This window comes from Streptomyces sp. NPDC097107 (assembly GCF_044762405.1).
GTDB lineage: Bacteria > Actinomycetota > Actinomycetes > Streptomycetales > Streptomycetaceae > Streptomyces > Streptomyces thinghirensis.
The window spans coordinates 159,393-183,205 of the sequence record NZ_JBIWEF010000008.1 but is presented as its reverse complement, the minus strand read 5'-3'; the positions used below and the strand labels follow the sequence as shown (position 1 = coordinate 183,205).

The following is a 23,813-nucleotide window of genomic DNA, read 5'->3' as shown; positions in this document are numbered from 1 at the left end:
GCGTCGCGAACACCCTTGCGTGACCACGCGTAGCTCCGGTTGCGTAACCGACCCCCCGGCGTGAGCGTTGTCACTGCGGATGGTTAATCTGCTGATCAGTCAGTCGCGGACGCTCATGGGGTTGGGAGGTCGGCATGGCAGCGCTTGCCTGGTTGCTGATTCCGCTTGTGGCGGCTGTCGGCGCGGGTCTGTGGGGCAGTTGGGCCAATCGGACTCGTAAGGCACGGAGCGACGGGCCCGAGCTGGACGGGTACGCCCGCTTCCGCGAGGCCATGGAGAGGCCCCGAACCGGGGCCTGACCGGACGGCCCAGCCCTGACGGTGTTCTGACAGCTCTGTCCCGTACTGTCGTGCCATGCCACGCCGCACCGCGACGATGCTCGCCTCCACCCTGATGCTGATCGCGCTCCTGTGCGCGGGTGTGTTCATCCCCGTGCCGTACTCGGAGATGTCCCCGGGGCCGACGGTGAACACCCTTGGGGACCACGACGGCGAGCCGGTGCTGCAGATCGACGGGCACAAGACCTATGAGGCGAGCGGCCACCTGAACATGACCACCGTCCGGGTCACCAGCGCCGAGTACAAGATGAACCTCGTGGAGGCGGTCTACGGCTGGCTGGCGCACGACAACCGCGTGGTGCCGCACGAGACCCTCTACCCGGACGGCAAGACCGAGGAAGAGGCCACGCAGGAGAACGCCGAGGAGTTCAGCCAGTCCCAGGAGAGCGCCAAGGTCGCAGCCCTGAAGGCACTCGACATCCCGGTGAAGTCCTGGGTGGTCGTCTCCACGGTCGTCAAGGACTCCCCGGCCGAGGGCCGGCTGCACGCCGGAGACGTGATCAAAGCGGTGGACGGTACGACCGTCAAGAAGCCCGCCGATGTCGCCGAGCTGGTGACCGAGCGCAAACCCGGACAGGACGTCGTCTTCACGATCGTGCCCGCCAAGGAGCAGGCCGCCGCGGAGAAGGAGGGCCGGACACCGACCGAGACGCAGCAGGTCAAGATCACCACCGCGACCTCCGACGACGCCGGCGAGAAGCGCGCCATCGTTGGGATCTCCGCGGGGACCGATCACACCTTCCCGTTCTCCATCGACATCAAGCTGGCCGACGTCGGCGGCCCGAGCGCCGGCCTGATGTTCGCCCTCGGCATCTACGACAAGCTCACCCCGGGCGACCTGACCGGCGGCAAGTTCGTCGCCGGCACCGGGACGGTCGACGACAACGGCAAGGTCGGCCCGATCGGCGGCATCGGAATGAAGACCATCGGCGCTCGCGACAAGGGCGCCCGGTACTTCCTGACGCCCGCCGACAACTGCGAGGCCGCCGCCGAGGACATCCCCGACGGGCTCACCCTCGTGAAGGTGGACACCATCGACGACGCCCTCGGCGCACTGAAGGACATCCGCTCCGGGAAGACCGCCGACCTGCCGAAGTGCCCGACCGGATGACGGACCGAGCAGCCGCGTAGAGCCCCTCGGGCTACTCCTCGAAGGTCGCCGTCAGGGCCTGGGCCAGCCCCGGCACCAGGTCGGAGCCCGTGAGGACCTCCGTGGCCGCGTCCTTCTCCCGCAGGCGCAGGGCCGAGTCGCGGGCACCGTCGCGCAGGACCGCGACCGTCATGCGGACCTCCTGGCGGTCGGGGTGCTCCGCCACCCACTGCGCCAGTTTCGTCTCGGTCAGGCCATCGGGGACCTGCGCCTCGGCGGACGGGGGCAGCATCAGTCGTTCCACCGCGAGCGCGCAGCCGACCACCGCGTCGGGCCAGGCGATGGTGCCCAGGAACTCGTCGAGCGGCTGGTCCGTTGGAATTTCATCCTGCTCGATCGGGGTCAGGCCGGAGCTCTCCGGCTCGTCCCGCAGACCGAGCCGGTCCGCGAGCGAGGGCTGATCGGCCTTCAGCCGTGCGGTGTCGACAAGTGCAAAGAGGCGTGCGGGCTGGTCCCAGCCGAGGCCGGAGACGTACTCGTCGATCTCGAGTACGGCCCGGGTGAGGGGGCTCGCTGCCATGGGGGTGTTGGACATAGTCACAATCCTGCCTCGTTACTGGCCCGAATCGGGAACCGAGTAAACGATGAGTAAGTTGCATAGGTGTGGGCCCACGATCACGGGGGCGCACGGGGGGCCCACGAACCCGAGGGCCTGACGGATCAACAGCGAACTTCGAGGTGCGCACCTTGGCTTTCCAGATGCCGGACCGCGGCGGAGGTCCCCCGACGGGGCCGCGGATCAGAGTGGGCCGCCCGTCCCGGCGTGTCCGAACCTTGCTGATGACACTCGGTGTCCTTGCCGTGCTCGCCATGGCGTTCACCATGTTTGCGGGATTCTGGACGGATTGGCTGTGGTATAGGTCGGTCCACTACTCGTCGGTGTTCAAGACGACCCTGTGGACCAAGATCGGACTTTTCTTCGTCTTCGGTCTGCTGATGGCACTCGCCGTCGGGTTCAACATCTGGCTGGCCCACCGGCTGCGGCCGCCGCTGAGCGCCATGTCGATGGAGCAGCAGAACCTCGACCGGTACCGGATGGGCATCGCCCCGTACAAGAGGTGGCTGCTGCTCGGCATCACGGCCCTGGTCGGCCTGATCGCCGGCGCCTCGGCGTCCGGTCAGTGGCGGACCTGGCTGATGTGGGTCAACGGCGTGCCCTTCGGGCAGAAGGATCCCCAGTTCAAGCTGGACGTCTCCTTCTACGCCTTCGACCTGCCCTGGTACCGCTTCCTGCTCGGCTTCGGCTTCGCCGCCGTGATCATCTCCGTGATCGCCGCCGCGATCACCCATTACCTGTACGGCGGGCTCCGTGTCACCAGCCCGGGCGCGCGCGCCACGGCGGCGGCCACCGGGCACCTGTCGGTGCTCATCGGGGTCTTCGTCGCCCTCAAGGCGGTCGCCTACTGGCTCGACCGGTACGGGTTGGCGGTGAAGTCCAGCGACTTCAAGGCGACCGACAGCTGGACCGGTCTGAGGTACGTCGACGCCAACGCCTACCTGCCGGCCAAGACGATCCTGTTCTGCATCGCCGTCATCTGCGCGCTGCTGTTCTTCGCCACCATCTGGCGGCGCACCTGGCAACTGCCCGTGACCGGCTTCGGTCTGATGGTGCTCTCCGCGATCCTCATCGGCGGTCTGTATCCGGCGCTCGTCCAGAAGTTCCAGGTCCAGCCGAACGAGCAGGCCAAGGAGGCGCCGTACGTCGAGAAGAACCTCAAGGCGACGCGCGACGCCTACGGCATCGCAGGCACCCAGGTCGCCGAGTACCCGGGCGTGAGCCAGACCAAGGACCAGACCAAGCTCCGTGACGACGTGGACGCCGCCGCGTCCATCCGGATCATGGACCCGAACGTCATCTCGCCGACGTTCCAGCAACTCCAGCAGATGAGGAACTACTACGCGTTCCCGAACAACCTGGACGTCGACCGATACAGCAAGGACGGCAAGGACCAGGACACGGTCATCGGTCTGCGTGAGCTGAACCTGGCCGGCATCCCGAAGAAGAACTGGATCAACAACCACTTCCGCTACACCCACGGCTACGGAGTGGTCGCGGCCAAGGGCACCGAGGTCGACTCCGAGGGCCGTCCGGTCTTCACCGAGTCCGACCTGCCGTCCAAGGGCGATCTCGGCACGTACGAGCAGCGGGTCTACTACGGCGAGAAGACCACCACGTACTCGATCGTCGGCGGTCCCCAGAAGGAGATCGACTACTCCGACGACAACGGCGAGAAGACGTTCAGCTACAAGGGCGACGGCGGGGTGGATCTGTCCAACCCGATCAACCGGGCGGCGTACGCGGCAGCGTTCAGCGAGCCGCAGATCCTCTACTCCGGTGCGATCGGCGAGGGCTCGCGGGTCCTGTACAACCGCACACCCAAGGAGCGCGTCGAGGCGGTCGCCCCGTGGCTGACCATCGACGGCGACGCCTATCCAGCGGTGGTGGACGGCCGCATCCAGTGGATCGTCGACGCGTACACGACGACGAACGGATATCCGTACGCCTCGCGTACGACGCTCGGTGACACGACCGCGGACTCGCTGACCGCGGCCAACAACCAGCGCGCGGTGGTGGCCCAGCAGAACCAGGTCAACTACATCCGCAACTCCGTGAAGGCGACCGTCGACGCGTACAGCGGTGACGTCAAGCTCTACCAGTGGGACACCGAGGACCCGGTCCTCAAGACCTGGATGAAGGCGTTCCCGAACACGGTGCAGGACAAGAGCGAGATCTCCGACACGCTGATGGCGCATCTGCGCTATCCGCAGGACCTGTTCAAGGTCCAGCGCGAGCTGCTCACCCGCTACCACGTGAAGGACGCCAACACGTTCCTCAGCGGCAGCGAGGTGTGGCAGGTGCCGGACGACCCGACCAACAAGTCGGGCGACGCGGTACCGCCGTACTACCTGAGCATGAAGATGCCCGATCAGAAGCAACAGGCGTTCTCGCTCACGACGACGTTCACGCCCAACGGACGTGACAACCTCAGTGCGTTCATGGCGGTCGACGCCGAGGCCGGGACAGAGGGCTACGGCAAGATCAGGATCCTGAAACTGCCGACCAGTACGACCGTCAACGGACCGAAGCAGGTCCAGAGCCAGTTGAACTCCGAGCAGGACATCGCCGAGACCATCAGGCTGCTGAGAGGCGGCGACTCCGAGGTCGAGTACGGCAACCTGCTGACGGTGCCGCTCGACGGAGGCCTGTTGTACGTCGAGCCGGTCTATGTGCGCGGTGGCGACCTCAAATACCCGCTGTTGCGCAAGGTCCTGGTGAGCTACGGGGGCAACACCGCCTTCGAGAACACGCTCGACGAGGCCCTCGCCAAGGTCTTCGGGGAGGCGGAGGAAGGCTCGACCCAGCCACCACCGGACGAGGGCGAGGACACCACCGAGCCACCGCCGACCTCCACCAACCCGACGGTCCGGGAAGCGCTCAGCGACGCGCAGAAGGCCTTCGACGCCGGCCAGAAGGCGCTGGAACAGAAGGACCTCGCCGCGTACGCGGAGGCGCAGAAGGATCTGGAGGAGGCACTGCAGCGCGCCGAGGACGCGCAGGCCAGGACCGACGAGAGCGGTGGAAAGAACGGGGACGACAAGAACGGGGACAAGGGCGAGGACGGCAAGGCCAGCCCGAGCCCGGACCCCACCGGAGATTCCGGCTCGGGCCAGGGCAGTGGCTGACCCGTTGCTACGAGCTGAGCGTTAGAGCTGGTCAAAGCCCATCCCGCGCCGTGCTAGGGTTGTGAACACAACGGCGCGGGGTGGAGCAGCTCGGTAGCTCGCTGGGCTCATAACCCAGAGGTCGCAGGTTCAAATCCTGTCCCCGCTACTGAAGTCGTGAGCTACGTGCGAACGGCCATGAAGGCCCGGATTCCGAAAAGGAATCCGGGCCTTTGTGATGTGCGAACGCATGTACCGGTGAGAGCTACGGCCGCGCCGTCAAGGGGAGTTGGGGCGATCTGTGTTTGACTTGTCTCCCTGTGGGCATGTCGACAAAACGCTGAAGTGACCTCACTGGCTGCGGTATACCGGATGTACCCAGGTTGCAGGTGGTGCGACGATGGACGTTATGGGGGACATGGCAAATCTGTTCGGGACAGGGCGTTTTGCGCAGCCGTCCGGTCAGGAGGAAGCCGCGGACGAGGCCCAGGAGGCCGCCGACGAGGCCGCCGAGGAAGTGCGCCTGCGGCTCGCCGTCGAGGCCGGCGAGGTGGAGGCGATGAGCGTCCTCGGGGCGATGCTGCTGCGCCGCGGCGACTTCGACGGAGCCGAATCCCATCTGCGTGCCGCCACCGCGGCCGGTGACCGGGCCGCCGCCAACAACCTGGGCGTCCTGCTGCACCAGCGCGGATACGCCGACGAGGCCGCCGGATGGTGGCGGATCGCCGCCGTCGCCGGGTCCGCCGCGGCCGCCCACGCGCTGGGGCGGCACTTCCGCGAGCGCGGGGACGAGCCCGCCGCCGAGTACTGGCTGTGCCAGTCGGCCGAGCAGGGCCATGTGCTGGGCGCCTACGCGCTCGCCGACCTGCTGGAGCACCGCGGTGACGACGCCGGCGCCGAGCGGTGGATGCGGGCCGCGGCCGACCGCGGGCACCGGGAGGCCGCGTACCGGCTGGCCCGGGCGCTGGACCGGCGAGCCGGGCAGGGCCGGGCCGGTGACGACGGGGCAACGGCCGCCGCGGCCAGGGAGGCCGAGCAGTGGTACCGGCAGGCCGCCGCGCGCGGCCACCGGCGGGCCGCACTGCACCTCGGAACGATCCTGGAGGCGCGGGGCGAGCTCAAGGAGGCCGGTCGCTGGTACCTGACCTCCGCCAAGGACGGCGAGGCCCGCGCCGCCTGCGCGCTCGGCTTCCTTCTGCGGGACGCCGGGGACAGCGAGAGCGCCGCCGTGTGGTGGCTGCGGGCCGCTCAGGACGGAGACGGCAACGCCGCCAACGCGCTGGGCGCGCTGCACGCCGAGCGCGGCGAGACCCAGACCGCCGAACGCTGGTACCGGGCCGCGATGGACGCCGGGGACGACAACGGGGCGTACAACCTCGGGCTCCTCTGCGCCGAGCAGGGGCGCACCACGCAGGCCGAGCAGTGGTACCGGCGGGCCGCGTACGCCGGACACCGGGAGGCCTCCAACGCGCTGGCCATCCTGGTGCTGCGCGGCGGGGACGAGACCGGCGCCGAGCCGTGGTTCTCCAAGGCCGCCGAGGCGGGCAGCGTCGACGCCGCCTTCAACCTCGGGATCCTGCACGCCGGACGGAGCGAGGACCGGGCGGCACTGCGCTGGTACGAGCGGGCCGCCGCCGCCGGGCACACCGAGGCGGCCCTGCAGGTCGGGATGGCGCGCCTGCAGGGCGGCGACGAGCGCGAGGCCGAGCGGTTCCTGCGGTGCGCGGCGGGGGGCGGCAGCGCGGAGGCCGCGTACCGGCTGGCGGCGCTGCTCGACGCACGCCGGCCGCCCGCGCCAGCACACGAGCTGGGGGAGACGGCACAGGAGAAGTCCGAGTGCGAGGAGTGGTACGAGCGGGCGGCCTCCCAGGGGCACCGGCGGGCCCAGGTGCGGGTCGGGATGCTGGCCGCGGCTCGCGGTGACGTGGTGGAGGCGGCGCGTTGGTACCGGGAGGCGGCCGAGGCCGGGTCCCGCAACGGCGCGTTCAACCTCGGGCTGCTGCTGGCCCGGGAGGGGAGCGAGCCGGAGGCCGTCGTGTGGTGGCGCCGGGCGGCGGACGCCGGGCACGGACGGGCGGCGCTGCGGCTGGCGCTGGTCTGCGCGCGGCGCGGGGAACTGGCCGAGGGACAGCGGTGGGCGGACCGGGCGGTGTCGCTGGGTCCGGCGGAGGTGGGAGAGCGGGCGGCTCGGCTGCGGGACGCGTTGCGGCAGGAGTTGTCGGCGTGACGCGTGCCGCTGCGCTGGGCCGGGGTGCTTTGGGGGCGCCGGCGTTTTTCTGGGCGGGGCGGGGCGGGGCGGGTCGGGTGGTCCGGCGCTGCCCGGGTGCCGCTGCGCCCACCCGTGCCGCCCCAGCGGCACGACTGCCCGCGGCGGCGGCGGTGTTGCGGCACGACTGTCCGCGGCTGCGAGGGTGTCGCGGTGGGACTACCTGCGGCTACGGCCGTGTCGCGGCGCGACCGCCCGCCCGCAGGTGTGGTGGAAGCGATTTGCTTCTGGTCGTGGGGTTGACGTAATGTTCCATTCATCGACGCGGGGTGGAGCAGCTCGGTAGCTCGCTGGGCTCATAACCCAGAGGTCGCAGGTTCAAATCCTGTCCCCGCTACTGAAGGCCGAGGGCCGGAATCCGAAAGGGTTCCGGCCCTCGGTGCGTTGGCACCCACGCGAAAGAGCCCCGGCGCCTGTCGGTGCCGGGGCTCTCGTGCGAGGGGAGGGGGCTTACGCCGCCGCGCAGTTCGGGCAGGTGCCGCGGTACGTCACCTCGACGTCCGAGACGGTGAAGCCGAAGCGCTCCGAGTCGGGGAGGTCGGCCAGCGGGTTGCCGATCGGGTGGACGTCGCGGATCGCGCCGCACTGGGCGCAGACCAGGTGGTGGTGCGGCTGGTGCGCGTTCGGGTCGTAGCGCTTGGCGCGCTTGTCCGTCGCGACTTCCAGCACCTCACCGAGCGATACGAGCTCGCCCAGGGTGTTGTAGACGGTCGCCCGGGAGATCTCCGGGAGCTTGCCCACAGCCCTGGCGTGCACCTCGTCGGCCGTCAGGTGGACGTGTTCGCCGTCGAGGACCTCGGCCACGACGCGCCGTTGCGCGGTCATGCGCCAGCCGCGTCCACGCAGCCGTTCCAGTAGGTCACTCATGCACACCAGCCTAACAGCAAGGGGGACCAGGTCCCGAACGTGTGTGACTTTGGAGTCTTACTTGACTTAGACATTGTCCATTGTAGGATCGGTAACGGCATTAGCCAAGGGACAGGTTTTGCAGGATTGGCGCAGGAGGCGTAAGTGACTCAGGGACCGCTCACTACGGAGGCCGGGGCTCCGGTAGCCGACAACCAGAACAGTGAGACCGCGGGCATCGGCGGCCCCGTGCTCGTCCAGGACCAGCTCCTGCTGGAGAAGCTGGCCCACTTCAACCGTGAGCGCATCCCGGAGCGTGTCGTGCACGCCCGTGGCGCCGGTGCCTACGGCACCTTCACGGTCACCGCCGATGTCACCAAGTACACCCGGGCGAAGTTCCTGTCCGAGGTCGGCAAGGAGACGGAGACCTTCCTCCGCTTCTCCACCGTGGCCGGCAACCTGGGCGCGGCGGACGCCGTCCGTGACCCGCGCGGCTTCGCGCTGAAGTTCTACACCGAAGAGGGCAACTACGACCTCGTCGGCAACAACACCCCGGTGTTCTTCATCAGGGACGCCATCAAGTTCCCGGACTTCATCCACACCCAGAAGCGCGACCCCTACACGGGCTCGACGGAGATGGACAACGTCTGGGACTTCTGGAGCCTGTCGCCGGAGTCGACCCACCAGGTGACCTGGCTGTTCGGTGACCGCGGCATCCCGGCGTCGTACCGCCACATGGACGGCTTCGGCTCGCACACCTTCCAGTGGAACAACGAGGCCGGCGAGGCCTTCTGGGTCAAGTACCACTTCAAGACCGACCAGGGCATCAAGTGCCTCACGCAGGCCGAGGCCGACAAGCTCGCCGGTGCGGACCCCGACTCCCACCAGCGCGACCTGCGTCAGGCGATCGAGCGCGGCGACTTCCCGTCCTGGACCGTCGGCGTGCAGATCATGCCCGTCGCCGAGGCCGCGACGTACCGCTTCAACCCGTTCGACCTGACCAAGGTGTGGCCGCACGCGGACTACCCGATCGTCTGGTTCGGCAAGCTGGAGCTCAACCGCAACCCGGAGAACATCTTCGCCGAGGTCGAGCAGTCGATCTTCTCCCCGGCGCACTTCGTGCCCGGCATCGGCCCGTCCCCGGACAAGATGCTCCAGGGCCGCCTGTTCGGCTACGGCGACGCCCACCGCTACCGCGTCGGCATCAACGCCGACCACCTGCCGGTGAACCGTCCGCACGCCACCGAGGCGCGCACCAACTCCCGTGACGGCTACCTGTACGACGGCCGCCACAAGGGTGCGAAGAACTACGAGCCGAACAGCTTCGGCGGCCCCTTCCAGACGGACAAGCCCCTGTGGCAGCCGGTCACTGTCTCCGGCGTCACCGGCGAGACCGCGACTCCGTCGCACGCCGAGGACAACGACTTCGTCCAGGCGGGCAACCTCTACCGGCTGATGACGGACGAGGAGAAGGAGCGGCTGATCAACAACATGGCCGGCGCCCTCTCCGACGTCTCGCGCGACGACATCATCGAGCGCGCGGTCAACAACTTCCGTCAGGCCGACGGTGACTTCGGCAAGCGGCTGGAGGCCGCGGTCCAGGCCCTGCGCGGCTGACGTCCAGCACTGGACCGCTTGTCGTAGCGGCGGGCCGGATCCCCGGGTACGGGGGTCCGGCCCGTTCGTCGTGTCAGCCGGAGTGTGTCCGGGGGTGCCCCCGGCCGCGCCGCCGGCGAGCTGTCGTCAGGCGATCACCGCCGGCGCCTCGGGTCGCGAGCGTTCCGGGGCCCAGCAGCGGATGATGTCGCGGACCGAGACGATGCCCGCGGGCTCGCCGCGGTCGAGGACGATGAGGTGGCGGAAGCCGCCGTGCGCCATCGCCCCGGCCGCCTCCTCCACGGTCCAGGAGGGCGCGGCGAACACGACGTCGGTGGTGGTGTGGGCGTGGGCGCGTTCGGTGTCCGGGTCCTGGCCCATGCCGACGGAGACGAGGACGTCGCGTTCGGTGAGGATGCCGATGCCGCCGGCGTCGGGGTCGTACACCACGGCCGCGCCGACGCGGCGCGCGGACATCAGTGCGGCGGCCTGGCGGAGCGTGTGGGCGGGGCCGATGGTGAGGACTACCGTACTCATGGCTTCGCGGACGAGCATGGGTGGAGCCACCTCCTGCCGGTGATCCATGAGTTAGTTCATGGATTCACAAATTCACAAGTGGGGGACTCTCAGAGTGGCAGGTAAAGCACGGGTCAACAAGAGGGCGGGCGGGAGCGCGTAGGGGGCGTCAGGCAGGCGCTCAGTAGCGCTGGTTGAGATACCCGAGAAGCTCGTCGTGGAGCCGCCCGTTCGACGCCGCCGCGTTGCCGCTGTTCGGACCGTCGCGGCCGTCGAGGCCGGTGAAGGTGCCGCCTGCCTCCGTGACGATGATCGCGGGGGCGGCCATATCCCAGAGAGAGAGCTCGGGTTCGGCGCAGATGTCGACCGAGCCCTCGGCGACCATCATGTACGGCCAGAAGTCGCCGTACGCGCGCGTGCGCCACACCTCGCGGGTCAGGTCGAGGAAACCGTCGAGCCGGCCCTGCTCCTCCCAGCCGCCGAGCGAGGAGTAGGCGAAGGAGGCGTCGGAGAGGGCGGAGACCTGGGAGACCTGGAGCCGGGAGGCCGAGGTCAGGCTGCGGCCGGTGAAGGCGCCGTGGTCCTTCACCGCCCACCAGCGGCGGCCGAGGGCCGGGGCGGAGGCGAGGCCGACGACCGGCTGGTAGCCGCCCTCGCCCGCCTCCATGAGGGAGATGAGGGTGGCCCAGACGGGGACGCCGCGCACGTAGTTCTTGGTGCCGTCGATCGGGTCGATGATCCAGCGGCGGGGGCCGGTGCCCTCGACGCCGTACTCCTCGCCGAGGACCGCGTCGCGGGGGCGGGCGCGGGCGAGGTGGCCGCGGATGAGTTCCTCGGCGGCCTTGTCCGCCTCGCTCACCGGGGTCATGTCCGGCTTGGTCTCGACCTTCAGATCGAGTGCCTTGAAGCGTTCCATCGTCGCGGCGTCGGCGGCGTCCGCGAGGACGTGGGCGAGGCGGAGGTCGTCAAGGTAGTCGGGCATGCGGTCACGGTATCTGTCGGGGGCGGGGCGGGGCTACCAGGGGTTTGGCGGGGCGGAGTGGGATCCGGGGGCGGGTGGTGGCGACGGGCGGGCGTGCGGCCCGGTGTTGGCGGGGTGCGGGTCTGTCCGGTTGGGGGGCGGAGGTGGGTGCGTGGTCCGGCGTGGCGGGGTGCGGGTCTGCCGACGCTGGGCGGAGGCGGGTGCGCGGCCCGGTGTTGACGGGGTGCGGGTCTGTCGGGCCTGGGCGGGGGCCGGTGCGCTGCCCGGCGTCGCGGGGTGCCGCTGCGCCCACCCGTGCCGCCCCAGCGGCACGACTGCCCGCAGCTGAGCCGGGAAGCGACTGCCCGCAGCTGAGCCGGGCAGCGGCTGCCCGCAGCTGCGTCGGGGGAAGCGGCTGCCCGTGCGAGGGCTCTTGACAGTGCCCCCATACCCGTCAAATCTGGGCACCAAGTCGCTCGGCCCGAGGAGGCGATGGTGCCTGCAGCCCGGGAGTCCCTGCTCGACGCCGCCTACACGGCACTGACGCGTCGGCCGTGGTCCGCTGTGCGGATGGTGGACGTGGCGGCGGCGGCCGGGGTGTCCCGGCAGACCCTGTACAACGAGTTCGGGAGCAAGGAGGGCCTCGCCAGGGCACTCGTCCGCAGGGAGGCGGACGGGTATCTGGCCGGCGTCGAGCGTGCGCTCGCCGGTGGTCTGGGCGGTGCCGTCGACCTTCGTGAACGGCTCACCGCCGCCGCGGAGTGGACCACGTCCGCCGCCCGCGAGAACGCGCTGGTACGGGCCATGCTCACCGGCTGCTGGAGCGAGCGGCTGCCCGCCCCGTCCCCGACGGCGGTGCCGTCCTCCTCCGCGGTGCCGGCCCAGCGCTGGGCCGACGGTCCACTGCCTTCGCCCGGGGACTTCGTCGCCCTCGTACGCGACCGTGCCGTGGCGGCCCTGAACGGCGCCGGCCCGGTCCCGAAGCCGAACACCACCGAGCTGGCCCGCTCCTGCGAACTGGCCGTGCGTCTCGCCCTGTCCTGCGTCGCGGCGCCGCCCGTCGAGGGCGGGGTGGCGGAGCTCGTACGCACCGCCCTGCCAGGCCGTTTGACGGCCTAGCGGCGAACGCGTCAGTGCGCCGAGCCCGACAACTGGAGCCCGATCACGCCGATGATGACGAAGCTGATCGAGACGATCTTCAGGGTCGACACCAGATCGCCGAGGAAGACCATGCCGTAGATGGCGGTGCCCGCCGCGCCGATGCCGGTCCACACCGCGTACGCCGGACCGACGTCGAGCTTCTTCAGGGCGAGGGTCAGCAGGCCGAAACTGCCCAGCGCGAAGACGCAGAAGGCAATGGTGGGCCAGAGGCGAGTGAAGCCGTGCGACAGCTTCAGGCAGACGGCGAAGCCGGTTTCGAGCACCCCGGCCACTATGACCAGCAGCCACGCCATGTCTTGTCCTCCCGTAGTCCCGTACCGTGACCGCTGCGTCGCCTGGTCTTCTTCGTATGGTCGCTTCGTCCGGCTTTGCTCAGGCCTGGATCCGGCTTGGTGCGATTATGCACTCACCGGTACCACGGCACGGCAAACAACGCGAAGGTCAGTCGCCTTCCTTCCGCTCCCGCGTCGACAGCAGCCGGCGCAGCGAGTACAGCCGCGCCGGATCCGCGTGTCCCTCGGCGACCCACGTGTCCAGAGCGCAGTCGGGCTCGTCGTGACCGCACGCGCGCGGGCAGCCCTCCGTGCCGGGCACCAGGTCGGGGAAGGCGTTGATCACCCGCGACGGGTCGATGTGCGCCAGACCGAACGACCGTACGCCCGGGGTGTCGACGACCCAGCCGCCCGCCTCGGAGGACAGCGGCAGGGCGAGCGCCGAGGTCGTCGTGTGCCGGCCGCGGCCCGTCACCGCGTTGACGTGGCCCGTCACGCGACGGCGCTCCTCGGGCACCAGCGTGTTCACGAGCGTCGTCTTGCCGACGCCGGAGTGCCCGACGAAGGCCGTGATCTTGCCGTCCAGATGTTCCCGTACGAGGTCGGCTGCGGCGCCGTTCTCCAGGCCCTCGCGGCTGGTGACGACGTAGGGGATGTCCAACGCCCCGTACAGCTCGAGGAGTTCGTCGGGCGGCGCGAGGTCCGACTTGGTCATGACCAGCAGCGGGGTGAGGCCGCCGTCGAACGCCGCGACCAGGCAGCGGTCGATCAGGCGGGGACGCGGCTCGGGGTCGGCGAGGGCGGTGACGATGGCGAGCTGGTCGGCGTTGGCGACGACCACCCGCTCGTAGGGGTCGTCGTCGTCCGCCGTGCGGCGCAGGACGGAGGTGCGCTCCTCGATGCGGACGATGCGGGCGAGGGTGTCCTTCTTGCCGGACATGTCACCGACCAGCGCCACCCGGTCACCGACGATCGCCGCCTTGCGGCCCAGTTCGCGGGCCTTCATCGCCATCACGACCCGGTCCTCGACGAGGCAGGTCAGCCGGCCTCGGTCCACGGTGAGGACCAGGCCCTCGGCGGCGTCCTCGTGTTTGGGCCGGGTGTGGGTGCGCGGCCGGTTGCCCTTGCGGTTGGGGCGGGAGCGGATGTCGTCCTCGTCGGTGTGCTTGCCGTAGCGGCGCATGGCGAACCGTCCCTACGCCCCGAGCATCCCGGTCCACAGGTCGGGGAATTCGGGCAGGGTCTTCGCGGTCGTCGCGACGTTCTCGATCTGCACCCCCTCCACCGCGAGGCCGATGATCGCGCCGGCGGTGGCCATGCGGTGGTCCTCGTAGGTGTGGAAGACCCCGCCGTGCAGCCGGCGCGGGCGGATGTGCAGGCCGTCGGCGGTCTCGGTGACGTCGCCGCCGAGTTCGTTGATCTCCTTGGTGAGCGCGGCCAGGCGGTCCGTCTCGTGCAGGCGCAGGTGCGCGACCCCGCGCAGCGTGGACGGGGTGTCCGCGAGGGCGGCGACGGCGGCGATGCCCGGGGTCAGCTCGCCGACCTCGCCGAGGTCGACGTCGATGCCGTGCACGGCACCCGATCCGGTGAAGACGAGCCCGTAGTCGGTCAGTTCGCAGGAACCGCCCATCTCGGTGAAGATCTCGCGGAGCCGGTCGCCGGGCTGGGTGGTGCGGGACGGCCAGTCGGGGACCACGACCTTCCCGCCGGTGACCAGCGCCGCTGCCAGGAACGGCTGGGCGTTGGACAGGTCCGGCTCGATCGTCAGGTCGCGGCCGAGCAGCGCGCCCGGCGTGACCCGCCAGACGTTCGGCTCGCCGCCGGACTCAGGGGTGTCGACCTGGGCGCCGACCGAGCGCAGCATGTCGACCGTCATGCGGATGTGCGGCATGGACGGCAGCGCGGAACCGGTGTGGCGGACCTCGACACCCTGGTTGAAGCGCGGGCCGGACAGCAGCAGGGCGCTGACGAACTGCGAGGACGACGACGCGTCGATCTCGACCGGGCCGCCCTCCAGGGCGCCGCCGCCGTGCACGGTCATCGGCAGCGTGCCGCGCGCGTCGTCGTCGATGCGGGCACCCAGGACGCGCAGCGCGTCGATCACGCCGTGCAGCGGGCGCTCGTACGAACGCGGGTCGCCGTCGAAGCGGATGGCGCCGTCGGCGAGCGTGGCGACCGGCGGGAGGAAGCGCATGACCGTGCCGGCGTTGCCGACGTCGACCGTGGCCGGGCCGCGCAGGCCGGCCGGGATGACCCGCCAGAACTCACCGGTGCCGTCCGGACCGACGCCCTCCTCGATCTCGACGCCCATCGCGCGCAGCGCCCCGGCCATCAGCAGGGTGTCGCGGGAGCGCAGCGGACGGCGCAGCCAGCCGGGCTCGGAGGCGAGCGCGGCCAGCACCAGGGCGCGGTTGGTGACCGACTTGGAACCGGGCACGTGGACGGTCGCGTCGACGGCCCCGCTCGCGTGCGGGGCGGGCCAGAGGGCGGTGTGCGTGGGGTTCACGGTCATGGGCCCCACTTTAATGGCTGAGGACGAACGGAGATCTTGATCAAAAGCGGCGAAACCTGACCGAAAGCGTGACAGTGCAATTCGACTGTGCAATTGCCCTGCATATATGCGGGAGCGTGGGGCCGGACGCGCCCCGGCTCACAGCTCCAGCAGCCAGCGCCCCCCGCCGATCAGCGAGCACAGCGACACCGCGTGGAACAGGAAGAACCACACCCCCGCCGGCGCGTGGGTCAGGCGGGCCAGCTGGTCCGCGTCCGAGTCCCCGGCGCCGCCCCGTGCCCGCTTCGCCTGCAGTTCGAACGCCGGCCGCACCCCGCCGAGCAGCAGGAACCACACCACCGCGTACGCGAACGCCGCCTGCACCTGCGGCCCGGCCAGCCAGGACACCAGGACGAACGTGGCGCCGGTGAGCACCACCGTCAGTACCCCGTACGCGTTGCGGACCATCACCAGCAGGGCGACGAGCAGTGCCGTCGCCAGCCACAGCAGCAGGGTGATGCGCCCCGCGGCGAGCAGCGCGGCGCCGCCGAGGCCGAGCAGCGGGGGAGCGGTGTAGCCGGAGACCGCGGTCAGGATCATCCCGAGCCCGTGCGGCTTGCCGCGGCTGACCGTCAGGCCGCTGGTGTCCGAGTGCAGCGTGATGCCGGTCAGCGTGCGCCCGGTGAGCAGGGCCACGAGTCCGTGGCCGCCCTCGTGGGCGATGGTGATGGCGTTGCGCGCCATCCGCCACAGCCCGGGCGGCACGACGACGGCGAGCGCGGCGACCAGGGTCGCGATCACCACCCACAGGTCGGGATCGGGCTGGGCGCCGGAGACCTCGTCCCAGAGGGAGGTGAGCGAGGCCGTAGCGAGGTGGTCCATGTTCGGTGAGGGCTCCTCGTATGAGCGGACTGGCGTGTGCGGTGCGCAGCACCTCGTTGAGGGGTGGTGGTCGGGAGAGGGGTGGGCCTGGCAGTGTGGCACGTATGTGCGGACGGTATGCGGCGAGTCGTCGACCCGAGGATCTCGCGGGAATCTTCGAGATCGAGAAGTGGGAGCCGGAGGAGACTCTGGAGCCCGACTACAACGTGGCTCCCACGAAGGAGGTCTACGCCGTCCTGGACCGTCCTCTGAAAGACGTCGAGGATCCGAGGCCGGTTCGCCAGCTGCGCAAGCTCAAGTGGGGCCTCGTCCCTTCCTGGTCCAAGACGCCCGAGGGCGGCGCCCGGATGATCAACGCGCGCGCGGAGACCGTCCACGAGAAGCCGTCCTTCCGTCGTGCGTTCACCACCCGGCGCTGCATCCTGCCCGCCGACGGCTACTACGAGTGGGTCACCGGCCAGCAGGAGCGCGACCTGGAGGTCGAGGGGCGCAGGAAGCGGCCGCGCAAGCAGCCCTACTTCGTGAGCCCGGCCGACGGGTCCGTGTTCGCCATGGCGGGGCTGTACGAGTTCTGGCGGGACAAGACGCTGCCGGACGACCACCCGCGGTCCTGGTGGGTCACCTGCTCGGTGATCACCACCGAGGCGGAGACCTCGCCGCTCGCCGTCGCCCCGGCCGACGGCCCGCACGCCCTGGCCGAGATCCACCCGCGGATGCCGCTGATGCTGACCCCGGACCGATGGGACGACTGGCTCGACCCGGCGCGCACCGACCCCGACGAGCTGACCTCGTTGCTGGCGCCGCCGCCCGCCGGACTGATGCGGGCGTTCCCCGTCTCCACGGCCGTGAGCAGCGTCCGCAACAACGGACCGGAGCTGCTCAAGGAGCTCGAGGCTCCGGAAGAGGGCACACTCTTCTGATGTGACCAGCGACACCACCGAGAGCATCGACACCGAAGCGGGCCCCGCCCGCATCACCTGGCACCCGGCACGGAAGCCCCGCCTCGTCCTCGCCGTCGGCCACGGCGCCGGCGGCGGCATCGAGGCGCGTGACCTGCGGGCGCTGGCGGCCGCACTGCCCGCGCACGATGTGAGCGTCGCCCTCGTCGAGCAGCCGTGGCGGGTGGCCGGCAAGAAGCTGGCGCCCGCGCCGAAGACGCTGGACGTCGGCTGGCGGGGCATCTGGCCCGCGCTCGCCGCGCCGGGGCTGCCGGTGATCTCGGGCGGCCGGAGCGCCGGTGCCCGGGTCGCCTGCCGTACCGCCACCGAACTGGGCGCCCACGCCGTCCTCGCCCTCGGCTTCCCGCTGCACCCACCCGGCAAGCCGGAGAAGTCCCGCGCCGACGAGTTGCTCGGGACCGGCGTGCCCACCCTCGTCGTACAGGGCGGCAACGACCCGTTCGGCAGGCCCCGGGAGTTCCCCGAAGGGGCGTACGACCTGATCGAGGTCCCGCACGGCGACCACGGCTTCGCCGTGCCCAAGCGGGCGGAGACCACGCAGGAACAGGCCCTGGAGCTGATCACCGAGGGTGTCGCGAAGTGGGTCGGCTCACTCGGGTGAACGCCCGGGAATGACCGGCGTGCGCCCACTGTTGTGGCGGACATACGTTGCTGTGAATCAGCACCGACGCCGTAGGAGAGGAAGTCCGCCGCATGGGTTCAGCCTTCTGCCCGAGTCGCAGCAGCCGTGCCGACCTGGACTGGACCGTGCTGCACGCCGCCAAGACCGCCCCTGTTCGGGCGGCGGGCGGACCGGATCGTCGTCTATCCTCCGATTCGAGTGGGACCGGTCTCGGTTTCACGACAACACTGGAGGAGGTGGGTCCGGTCACTGGGACCGACGCAGGGACCGAACACGGCCAGGCGGAGCAGCCCGAGGGCCGGGGCACGGGTGCGGAGTCGACCGCGGAGCGCAGCGCGCGCTTCGAGCGGGACGCGCTCGAGTTCCTCGACCAGATGTACTCGGCCGCGCTGCGCATGACGCGTAATCCGGCCGATGCCGAGGACCTGGTGCAGGAGACCTACGCCAAGGCGTACGCGTCCTTCCACCAGTTCCGCGAGGGCACCAATCTCAAGGCGTGGCTGTACCGCATCCTCACCAACACCTTCATCAACTCGTACCGCAAGAAGCAGCGCGAACCCCAGCGCAGCGCGGCCGAGGAGATCGAGGACTGGCAGCTCGCGCGCGCCGAGTCGCACATGTCGACCGGTCTGCGCTCCGCCGAGTCGCAGGCGCTCGACCACCTGCCCGACTCGGACGTGAAGCAGGCGCTCCAGGCGATCCCCGAGGAGTTCCGCATCGCCGTGTATCTGGCGGATGTGGAGGGCTTTGCCTACAAGGAGATCGCCGACATCATGGGGACACCCATCGGTACGGTGATGTCCCGGCTGCACCGTGGACGCCGTCAGCTGCGCGGCATGCTGGAGGACTACGCCCGCGACCGCGGCCTGGTCCCGGCCGGCGCCGGAGAGTCGAACGAAGCGAAAGGCTCGGGGTCATGAGCTGCGGAGAGCCGCACGAGACGGATTGCAGCGAAATCCTCGATCATCTCTACGAGTTCCTCGACAAAGAGATGCCGGACTCGGACTGCGTGAAGTTCGAGCACCACTTCGAGGAGTGCTCGCCCTGCCTGGAGAAGTACGGACTGGAGCAGGCCGTCAAGAAGCTGGTGAAGCGGTGCTGCGGACAGGACGACGTGCCGGGTGACCTGCGTTCCAAGGTCATGGGCCGGATCGACCTGATCCGCTCCGGGCAGTCCGTGCCCGAGCACGACGTCACGGCCGCGCCGCCGGCTCCGCAGGAGTCCTGAGTCTTCTGACCCGGTCCCGGCCGGGTCGGCCCGTGACGCATCACGTCACCCGTACGTGCTAATCCGCGGGTTATCTGCCCGCCTTCCCCTGCCGCCGTCCTAGGCTCCGGAGCCTGACAGGCATGGCCGGGGGAGGGGCACATGGACGCGGTACCGGCGCGGGCACACGCGTACGTCGCCGGTGTCGTCCTCGCCGCCCTGCTCTGCCTGAGCCCCCTGCCCCAGGTGCATGCGCCCTGGTGGGCCGTGCTGCTCCTCGCCGGGCTCCACGCGGGAAGCGAACTGGTCGCACGGTCCCGTTTCGTCGGGACCTGCTATCCCGTACTGCTGGCCGGGGCCTTCCTGCTGCCGCCGCCCGCCGCCGCACTCGTGGCGCTGCCCGGGGCCCTGCTGTCCCCGGTGGCGCAGCGGCCCTTCGCCCTGCGGCGCGTCTGGCGGGCCGCGCAGCTGACGCTCGCCGTGTGGGCCGCCGCGCGGGTCCACTGGGGGTGCGGCGGGCGGGACGCGGTCGTCGCGCCCGACTTTCCGTACGCGCTCGTGCCGGCCGGGGCCGCGGTACTGGCGTTCTGCCTGGTACTGGCCCTGCTGGACGGCGGCATCCGGGTGCTCGCCGACCGTGTGCCGGCCGGGCGTGCCTGGCGGGGGTTCTCCGGATCGCTCGCGCCGATCGCCGTGCACGGGCTCGCCGGGTTGATGATGGCAGTCCTGTGGCGCAGCCCGTACGGTCCTGTCGCCGCGCTGCTCGTGCTGCTGCCGACGTGCGTGGCGTGGTGGGCGTTCGCCCAGTACCACCGGGAGCGGGCCGCGCACCAGGCGACCATCCGCGCGCTCGTCCAGGCCGTCGACATCAAGGACGGCTACACGCGCGGGCACAGCGAGCGGGTCGGCCAGGCCTCGATGATGATCGCCCGCGAGCTGGGCATGGACGACGAGCGCGTCGAGACCCTCCGCTTCGCCGGGATCCTGCACGACGTCGGCAAACTGGGGGTGCCGACCCGGCTGCTGCGCAAGGACGGGCCGTTGACGCCCGAGGAGCGCCGGGTGATCGAGCTGCATCCCGAGTACGGGCACGAGATGGTGCGCGGCATCCGCTTCCTGGGGGAGGCGCGGGCCGCCGTCCTCCACCACCACGAACGGCTGGACGGCAGCGGCTACCCCTACGGGCTGGTCGGCGACCGGATCCCGGAGTCGGCCCGGGTGGTGGCCGTCGCCGACGCCTTCGACGCGATGACGTCCACGCGCTCCTACAGCAGGGCCCGTCCCGTCGCGGCGGCGGTGGAGGAGCTCCAGCGGTGCGCCGGGGCGCAGTTCGACCCACGGATGGTCCGAGCGCTGGTCCGGTCCCTGGGACGCCACGGCTGGCGTCCGGCGGTGACGGCGGACGGTACGCCGGTCGTGCCCGCCGGCGTGACCCCGGGCCGGGGCGAGGGCGCGTGGGACCGCGCCGGAAGGGGGGCGTCATGACGTCGTACCAGCCCCAGCCCCAGCCCGAGTCCCAGGCCCAGGCCCAGCCCCAGCCCGAGTCCCAGTCCCAGGCCCAGGCCCAGGTCCAGCGCCGATCCGGGCCGCAGGCCCAGGCCGAGTCTCAGGCCCAGGTCCAGCGCCGATCCCGGCCGCAGGCCCAGGCCGAGTCTCAGGCCCAGGTCCAGCACCGATCCGGGCCCCAGCCCCAGCCCGAGTCTCAGGCCCAGGTCCAGCACCGACCCCAGGCCCAGTCCCGGCCTCAGCCCTGGTCCCCGCTCCAGGCCGGGCCGAGGTCCGCGTCCCGGTCCCCGGTGGCTCTTCTCCTGGTTCCCGTCGGCGCGGGGCTCCTCGCGCTCGTCTGTCTCGCCGTGGTGCTGTGGTCGGGGCTGGACGAGCGGCCCGTCGCGCTCGCCTTCGGCGTCCTCGTCGCCCTCGGCGAGGTCATCCGGCGCGCCGGGACCGAGGCCCGGGAGGCCGCGCCGCTCGGGGCCGCCGGGGCGCTGGCGTACGCGCTGCTCGGGGACGTCGCCGGACAGCCCACGCACCACGGCGTCGCCCAGACCGTCACCGTCGTGCTCGCCGCATCACTGCTCGGCAGCGTGCCGTACATCGCGCGTGGCGGCGGGCCCGTGCTGGACCATCTCGCGCGGCGCGTGCTCACCGTCGCCTTCGCCGCCGTGTGCTTCCAGCCGCTGTCCAACCAGGGCGCCTTCCGGGACTGGAGCGGCCCCGCCTACGCGCTGCTGCTGATCTCGCTGCTCGCCCTGACCGCGCTGTGCGACGCCGTGCTCGCCGCGGCACCCGCGCACGCACGCACCGGGTGGCCCTTCGGTCCGCTGCTGCGCGAGGAGCTGCGCGGCATGGTCGGGATCACGTCCGCCGTGTGCGCGACCGGGGCGGTGATGGCCCTCGCGGTGGCCGTCGCGGGACTGTGGGCGCTCCCCGTCTTCTGCGTGCCGCTGCTGCTCACCCAGCTCTCCTACCGGCGGTACGCGGCCGTCCGGGCCACCTACCGGCAGACCATCGCCTCCCTGGCCCGCGCGACCGAGATCGCCGGGTACACCCCCGCCGGGCACGCCCGCCGCGTCGCCGAACTCAGCGGTGCCGTCGGGCGGGACCTGGGGCTGTCCGGGGCCGAGCTGACCGTGCTGGAGTACGCGGCCCTCATGCACGACATCGGCCAGCTGAGTCTGGTCGACCCGGTCCCGGCCGGGGCCACCGCCGGCCTGCCCGCCGCCGAGCAGCGGCGGATCGCGCTGCTCGGCGGGGCCGTAGTCCGCCAGACCGGGGTCGACGCGGCCGTCGCGGTGGTGGTGGAGCGGCAGGCCGACCCCTGCCGGGAGCAGCCGGTCGCCGCGCGGATCGTACGGGCCGTGAACGCCTACGAGGAGAAGGCGAGGGACGCCGGCCCCGGCGGCGGCCTCACGGCACTGGAGGAGCTGCGCCTGGCCACCGCGGGCGACTACGCTCCCGACGTCGTGGAAGCGCTGGCCCGGGTGCTCGCACGCGGCAGTCTTACCTCGCCCGCGGCTGGGTAACCCATGGGTAATGAGCGCCCTTCCAGCCGTACGTGGTTGGATGCGAAGGAGAAGGTGTCCGGGGGCGCGGGAAGGCACAGCCAGCCCACAGAACGGAACTGGCAGGCGGGAATCGTGAGGATCTTCGGCAAGGGACGGCACCGGCCCTCCGCCTCCTGGCGGCAGGCCACCGACCGCGCGTTCACGCTGATCGGCGACGGTCGCTACGAGGACGCGGGCGCTCTGCTGACGCGCGCCGCCGATCTGGAACCCTGGCTGTCGGAGTCGTGGTTCAACCTCGCCCTGCTGCACAAGTTCCGGCACGACTGGGAGCAGGCCAGGGCGGCGGGGCTGAGAGCGGTCGCGCTGCTCGACCGGGACATCGGCGCACCCGACTGGTGGAACGTGGGCATCGCCGCGACCGCCCTCCAGGACTGGCCGCTGGCCCGCCGGGCCTGGCAGGCCTACGGACTGCGCACCCCGGGGGACGCGACGGACGCCGGTGAGCCGCTCGGCATGGACCTCGGCAGCGCGGCCGTACGGCTGTCCCCGGAGGGGGAGGCCGAGGTCGTGTGGGGGCGGCGGCTGGACCCGGCCCGCGTCGAGGTGCTGTCCATCCCGCTGCCCTCCTCCGGCCGCCGCTGGGGCGAGGTCGTCCTGCACGACGGGGTGCCGCACGGGGAGCGGACCACCACCGCCGGGCACGCCTATCCCGTCTTCGACGAGATCGAGCTGTGGGCGCCGTCGCCCGTTCCCACCTGGGTGGTCCTCCTGGAGGCCGCCACCGAGTCCGACCGGGACGCCCTGGAGCAGCTCGCCGCGGACGCCGGTTTCGCCGCCGAGGACTGGTCGTCGTCGGTCCGGCTGCTGTGCCGGATGTGCTCGGAGTCACGGATGCCGTCCGACGAGGGCGAGGGCGAGCACCTCGACCCGCACGACCACAGCGAACCCGGCCACCCCGGGCCGCTCGGCCACCGCACCGACGGGCAGCTGTGGGTGCCGGAGCGGGAGTGCGGGGTGGCCGCGCCGGCCGCGCTGGTGAAGGGGTTGTTGGACGGTTGGGTCGCCGACAGTCCCGACTCCCGGGACTGGCGGGACCTGGAAGAGGTCTGCTGAGCGGCCCCGTAGTCTTTACCGGGGCCTCCGCGACAGCGGTCGCCATCAGTGTCACCCCTAAGTCGCATCACCCTTAGTTGTTCGAGGAAGGCATACGTCGGTCATGGCCCAGCAGGACACCGATCAGCAGCACGCGGGCGTGCTCCCCGTGGACGACGAGGGGTTCGTCGTCGACACCGAGGACTGCGAGGAGCGCGAGGCTGCCTGGCGTGAGCGCGGCACCTCGCGTCCGATCACGGTGGTCGGCAACCCGGTGCTGCACAAGGAGTGCGCGGACGTCACCGACTTCGGTGAGGAGTTCCAGCAGCTGGTCGCGGACATGTTCGCCAGCCAGCGCACCGCCGAGGGTGTGGGCCTGGCCGCCAACCAGATCGGCGTCGGCAAGAAGGTCTTCGTCTACGACTGCCCCGACGACGAGGGCGTCCGGCACGTCGGCGTGGTCTGCAACCCGGTCCTCGTCGAGCTGCCGGCCGACCGGCGCAGCCTGGACGACAGCAACGAGGGCTGCCTGTCCGTGCCGACCGCCTACGCGCCGCTCGCCCGCCCCGACTACGCCGAGGTGACCGGGCAGGACGAGAAGGGCAACCCGATCAAGGTGCGCGGCACCGGGTACTTCGCACGGTGTTTGCAGCACGAGACGGACCACCTGTACGGATACCTCTACATCGACCGGCTCTCCAAGCGCGAGCGCAAGGACGCACTGCGGCAGATGGCCGAGAACGAGCCGCGCTACCCCGTGGTCGCGAACGACTGACACCGCATCAC

21 protein-coding genes and 2 tRNA genes are annotated in these 23,813 nt (G+C 71.0%); 15 read left to right on the top strand and 8 right to left on the bottom strand.

What is annotated here, in order from left to right:
• Positions 1-354 precede the first annotated feature (354 nt).
• Positions 355-1,449, top strand: a complete 1,095-nt coding sequence (locus ACIQ1J_RS20685) for a PDZ domain-containing protein (protein ID WP_403558519.1) — start codon at positions 355-357, stop codon at positions 1,447-1,449.
• 31 nt (positions 1,450-1,480) lie between these two features.
• On the opposite strand, the gene ACIQ1J_RS20680 is transcribed toward ACIQ1J_RS20685, so the two are convergent.
• A complete protein-coding gene (locus ACIQ1J_RS20680; protein ID WP_210960562.1) occupies positions 1,481-2,023 on the bottom strand; it encodes a PPA1309 family protein in 543 nt (180 codons plus the stop codon).
• Between the two features lie 164 nt (positions 2,024-2,187).
• Here ACIQ1J_RS20680 and ACIQ1J_RS20675 point away from each other — a divergent pair, with 164 nt between their 5' ends.
• From ACIQ1J_RS20675 to ACIQ1J_RS20660, 4 genes are all read left to right on the top strand, one after another.
• The gene (locus tag ACIQ1J_RS20675; protein WP_403558828.1) at positions 2,188-5,172 is read left to right on the top strand and encodes a UPF0182 family protein; all 2,985 of its coding nucleotides are present in this window, start codon (positions 2,188-2,190) and stop codon (positions 5,170-5,172) included.
• A 74-nt stretch (positions 5,173-5,246) separates the two neighbouring features.
• Positions 5,247-5,320 (top strand) — tRNA-Met (locus tag ACIQ1J_RS20670).
• A 240-nt stretch (positions 5,321-5,560) separates the two neighbouring features.
• The gene (locus ACIQ1J_RS20665; RefSeq protein WP_403558516.1) at positions 5,561-7,378 is read left to right on the top strand and encodes a tetratricopeptide repeat protein; all 1,818 of its coding nucleotides are present in this window, start codon (positions 5,561-5,563) and stop codon (positions 7,376-7,378) included.
• Positions 7,379-7,680: 302 nt separating this feature from the next.
• Positions 7,681-7,754, top strand: a tRNA-Met gene (locus ACIQ1J_RS20660).
• Positions 7,755-7,867: 113 nt separating this feature from the next.
• Here ACIQ1J_RS20660 and ACIQ1J_RS20655 read toward each other — a convergent pair.
• On the bottom strand, positions 7,868-8,284 hold the full coding sequence (locus ACIQ1J_RS20655; protein WP_310871323.1) for a Fur family transcriptional regulator: 417 nt from the start codon (positions 8,282-8,284) through the stop codon (positions 7,868-7,870).
• 144 nt (positions 8,285-8,428) lie between these two features.
• Between ACIQ1J_RS20655 and ACIQ1J_RS20650 the strand changes: the two genes are divergently transcribed.
• Entirely contained in the window at positions 8,429-9,880 is a 1,452-nt protein-coding gene (locus ACIQ1J_RS20650; protein WP_403558514.1) for a catalase, read from the top strand.
• 126 nt (positions 9,881-10,006) lie between these two features.
• On the opposite strand, the gene ACIQ1J_RS20645 is transcribed toward ACIQ1J_RS20650, so the two are convergent.
• Entirely contained in the window at positions 10,007-10,414 is a 408-nt protein-coding gene (locus ACIQ1J_RS20645; protein WP_210960557.1) for a cyclic nucleotide-binding/CBS domain-containing protein, read from the bottom strand.
• Positions 10,415-10,556: 142 nt separating this feature from the next.
• Positions 10,557-11,357, bottom strand: a complete 801-nt coding sequence (gene hisN, locus ACIQ1J_RS20640) for a histidinol-phosphatase (RefSeq protein ID WP_403558512.1) — start codon at positions 11,355-11,357, stop codon at positions 10,557-10,559.
• Positions 11,358-11,828: 471 nt separating this feature from the next.
• Between hisN and ACIQ1J_RS20635 the strand changes: the two genes are divergently transcribed.
• Positions 11,829-12,455, top strand: coding sequence for a TetR/AcrR family transcriptional regulator (locus ACIQ1J_RS20635; protein ID WP_403558510.1), 627 nt, complete (start codon positions 11,829-11,831; stop codon positions 12,453-12,455).
• 11 nt (positions 12,456-12,466) lie between these two features.
• Here ACIQ1J_RS20635 and ACIQ1J_RS20630 read toward each other — a convergent pair whose 3' ends face one another.
• From ACIQ1J_RS20630 to ACIQ1J_RS20615, 4 genes are all read right to left on the bottom strand, one after another.
• Complete coding sequence (locus ACIQ1J_RS20630) at positions 12,467-12,790, bottom strand: multidrug efflux SMR transporter (RefSeq protein ID WP_121749126.1); 324 nt, start codon at positions 12,788-12,790, stop codon at positions 12,467-12,469.
• A 148-nt stretch (positions 12,791-12,938) separates the two neighbouring features.
• Positions 12,939-13,952, bottom strand: a complete 1,014-nt coding sequence (rsgA, locus tag ACIQ1J_RS20625) for a ribosome small subunit-dependent GTPase A (RefSeq protein ID WP_403558507.1) — start codon at positions 13,950-13,952, stop codon at positions 12,939-12,941.
• A 12-nt stretch (positions 13,953-13,964) separates the two neighbouring features.
• Positions 13,965-15,281: a 3-phosphoshikimate 1-carboxyvinyltransferase gene (gene aroA, locus ACIQ1J_RS20620; protein WP_403558505.1), complete on the bottom strand. Its 1,317-nt coding sequence runs from the start codon at positions 15,279-15,281 to the stop codon at positions 13,965-13,967.
• A gap of 138 nt (positions 15,282-15,419) precedes the next feature.
• Entirely contained in the window at positions 15,420-16,142 is a 723-nt protein-coding gene (locus ACIQ1J_RS20615) for a M50 family metallopeptidase (RefSeq protein WP_403558503.1), read from the bottom strand.
• A gap of 104 nt (positions 16,143-16,246) precedes the next feature.
• On the opposite strand from ACIQ1J_RS20615, the gene ACIQ1J_RS20610 reads away from it, so the two are divergent.
• The 8 genes from ACIQ1J_RS20610 (at position 16,247) to def (ending at position 23,802) form a co-directional block, all read left to right on the top strand.
• Positions 16,247-17,062, top strand: a complete 816-nt coding sequence (locus ACIQ1J_RS20610) for an SOS response-associated peptidase (protein WP_403558501.1) — start codon at positions 16,247-16,249, stop codon at positions 17,060-17,062.
• Position 17,063: 1 nt separating this feature from the next.
• A complete protein-coding gene (locus ACIQ1J_RS20605; protein WP_403558499.1) occupies positions 17,064-17,702 on the top strand; it encodes an alpha/beta family hydrolase in 639 nt (212 codons plus the stop codon).
• Between the two features lie 257 nt (positions 17,703-17,959).
• Positions 17,960-18,643, top strand: a complete 684-nt coding sequence (gene sigR, locus ACIQ1J_RS20600; RefSeq protein ID WP_003973756.1) for an RNA polymerase sigma factor SigR — start codon at positions 17,960-17,962, stop codon at positions 18,641-18,643.
• Complete coding sequence (gene rsrA / locus ACIQ1J_RS20595) at positions 18,640-18,951, top strand: mycothiol system anti-sigma-R factor (protein WP_053136860.1); 312 nt, start codon at positions 18,640-18,642, stop codon at positions 18,949-18,951. The genes sigR and rsrA overlap by 4 nt, the downstream gene beginning before the upstream one ends.
• A 141-nt stretch (positions 18,952-19,092) precedes the next feature.
• A complete protein-coding gene (locus ACIQ1J_RS20590) occupies positions 19,093-20,415 on the top strand; it encodes an HD-GYP domain-containing protein (RefSeq protein WP_403558496.1) in 1,323 nt (440 codons plus the stop codon).
• The gene (locus tag ACIQ1J_RS20585) at positions 20,412-21,953 is read left to right on the top strand and encodes a metal-dependent phosphohydrolase (protein ID WP_403558494.1); all 1,542 of its coding nucleotides are present in this window, start codon (positions 20,412-20,414) and stop codon (positions 21,951-21,953) included. Before ACIQ1J_RS20590 ends, ACIQ1J_RS20585 begins: the two co-directional genes overlap by 4 nt.
• A 114-nt stretch (positions 21,954-22,067) precedes the next feature.
• A complete protein-coding gene (locus ACIQ1J_RS20580; RefSeq protein WP_210960548.1) occupies positions 22,068-23,048 on the top strand; it encodes a hypothetical protein in 981 nt (326 codons plus the stop codon).
• A 103-nt stretch (positions 23,049-23,151) separates the two neighbouring features.
• On the top strand, positions 23,152-23,802 hold the full coding sequence (gene def, locus ACIQ1J_RS20575; RefSeq protein WP_121749134.1) for a peptide deformylase: 651 nt from the start codon (positions 23,152-23,154) through the stop codon (positions 23,800-23,802).
• The last annotated feature ends 11 nt before the right edge of the window (positions 23,803-23,813 follow it).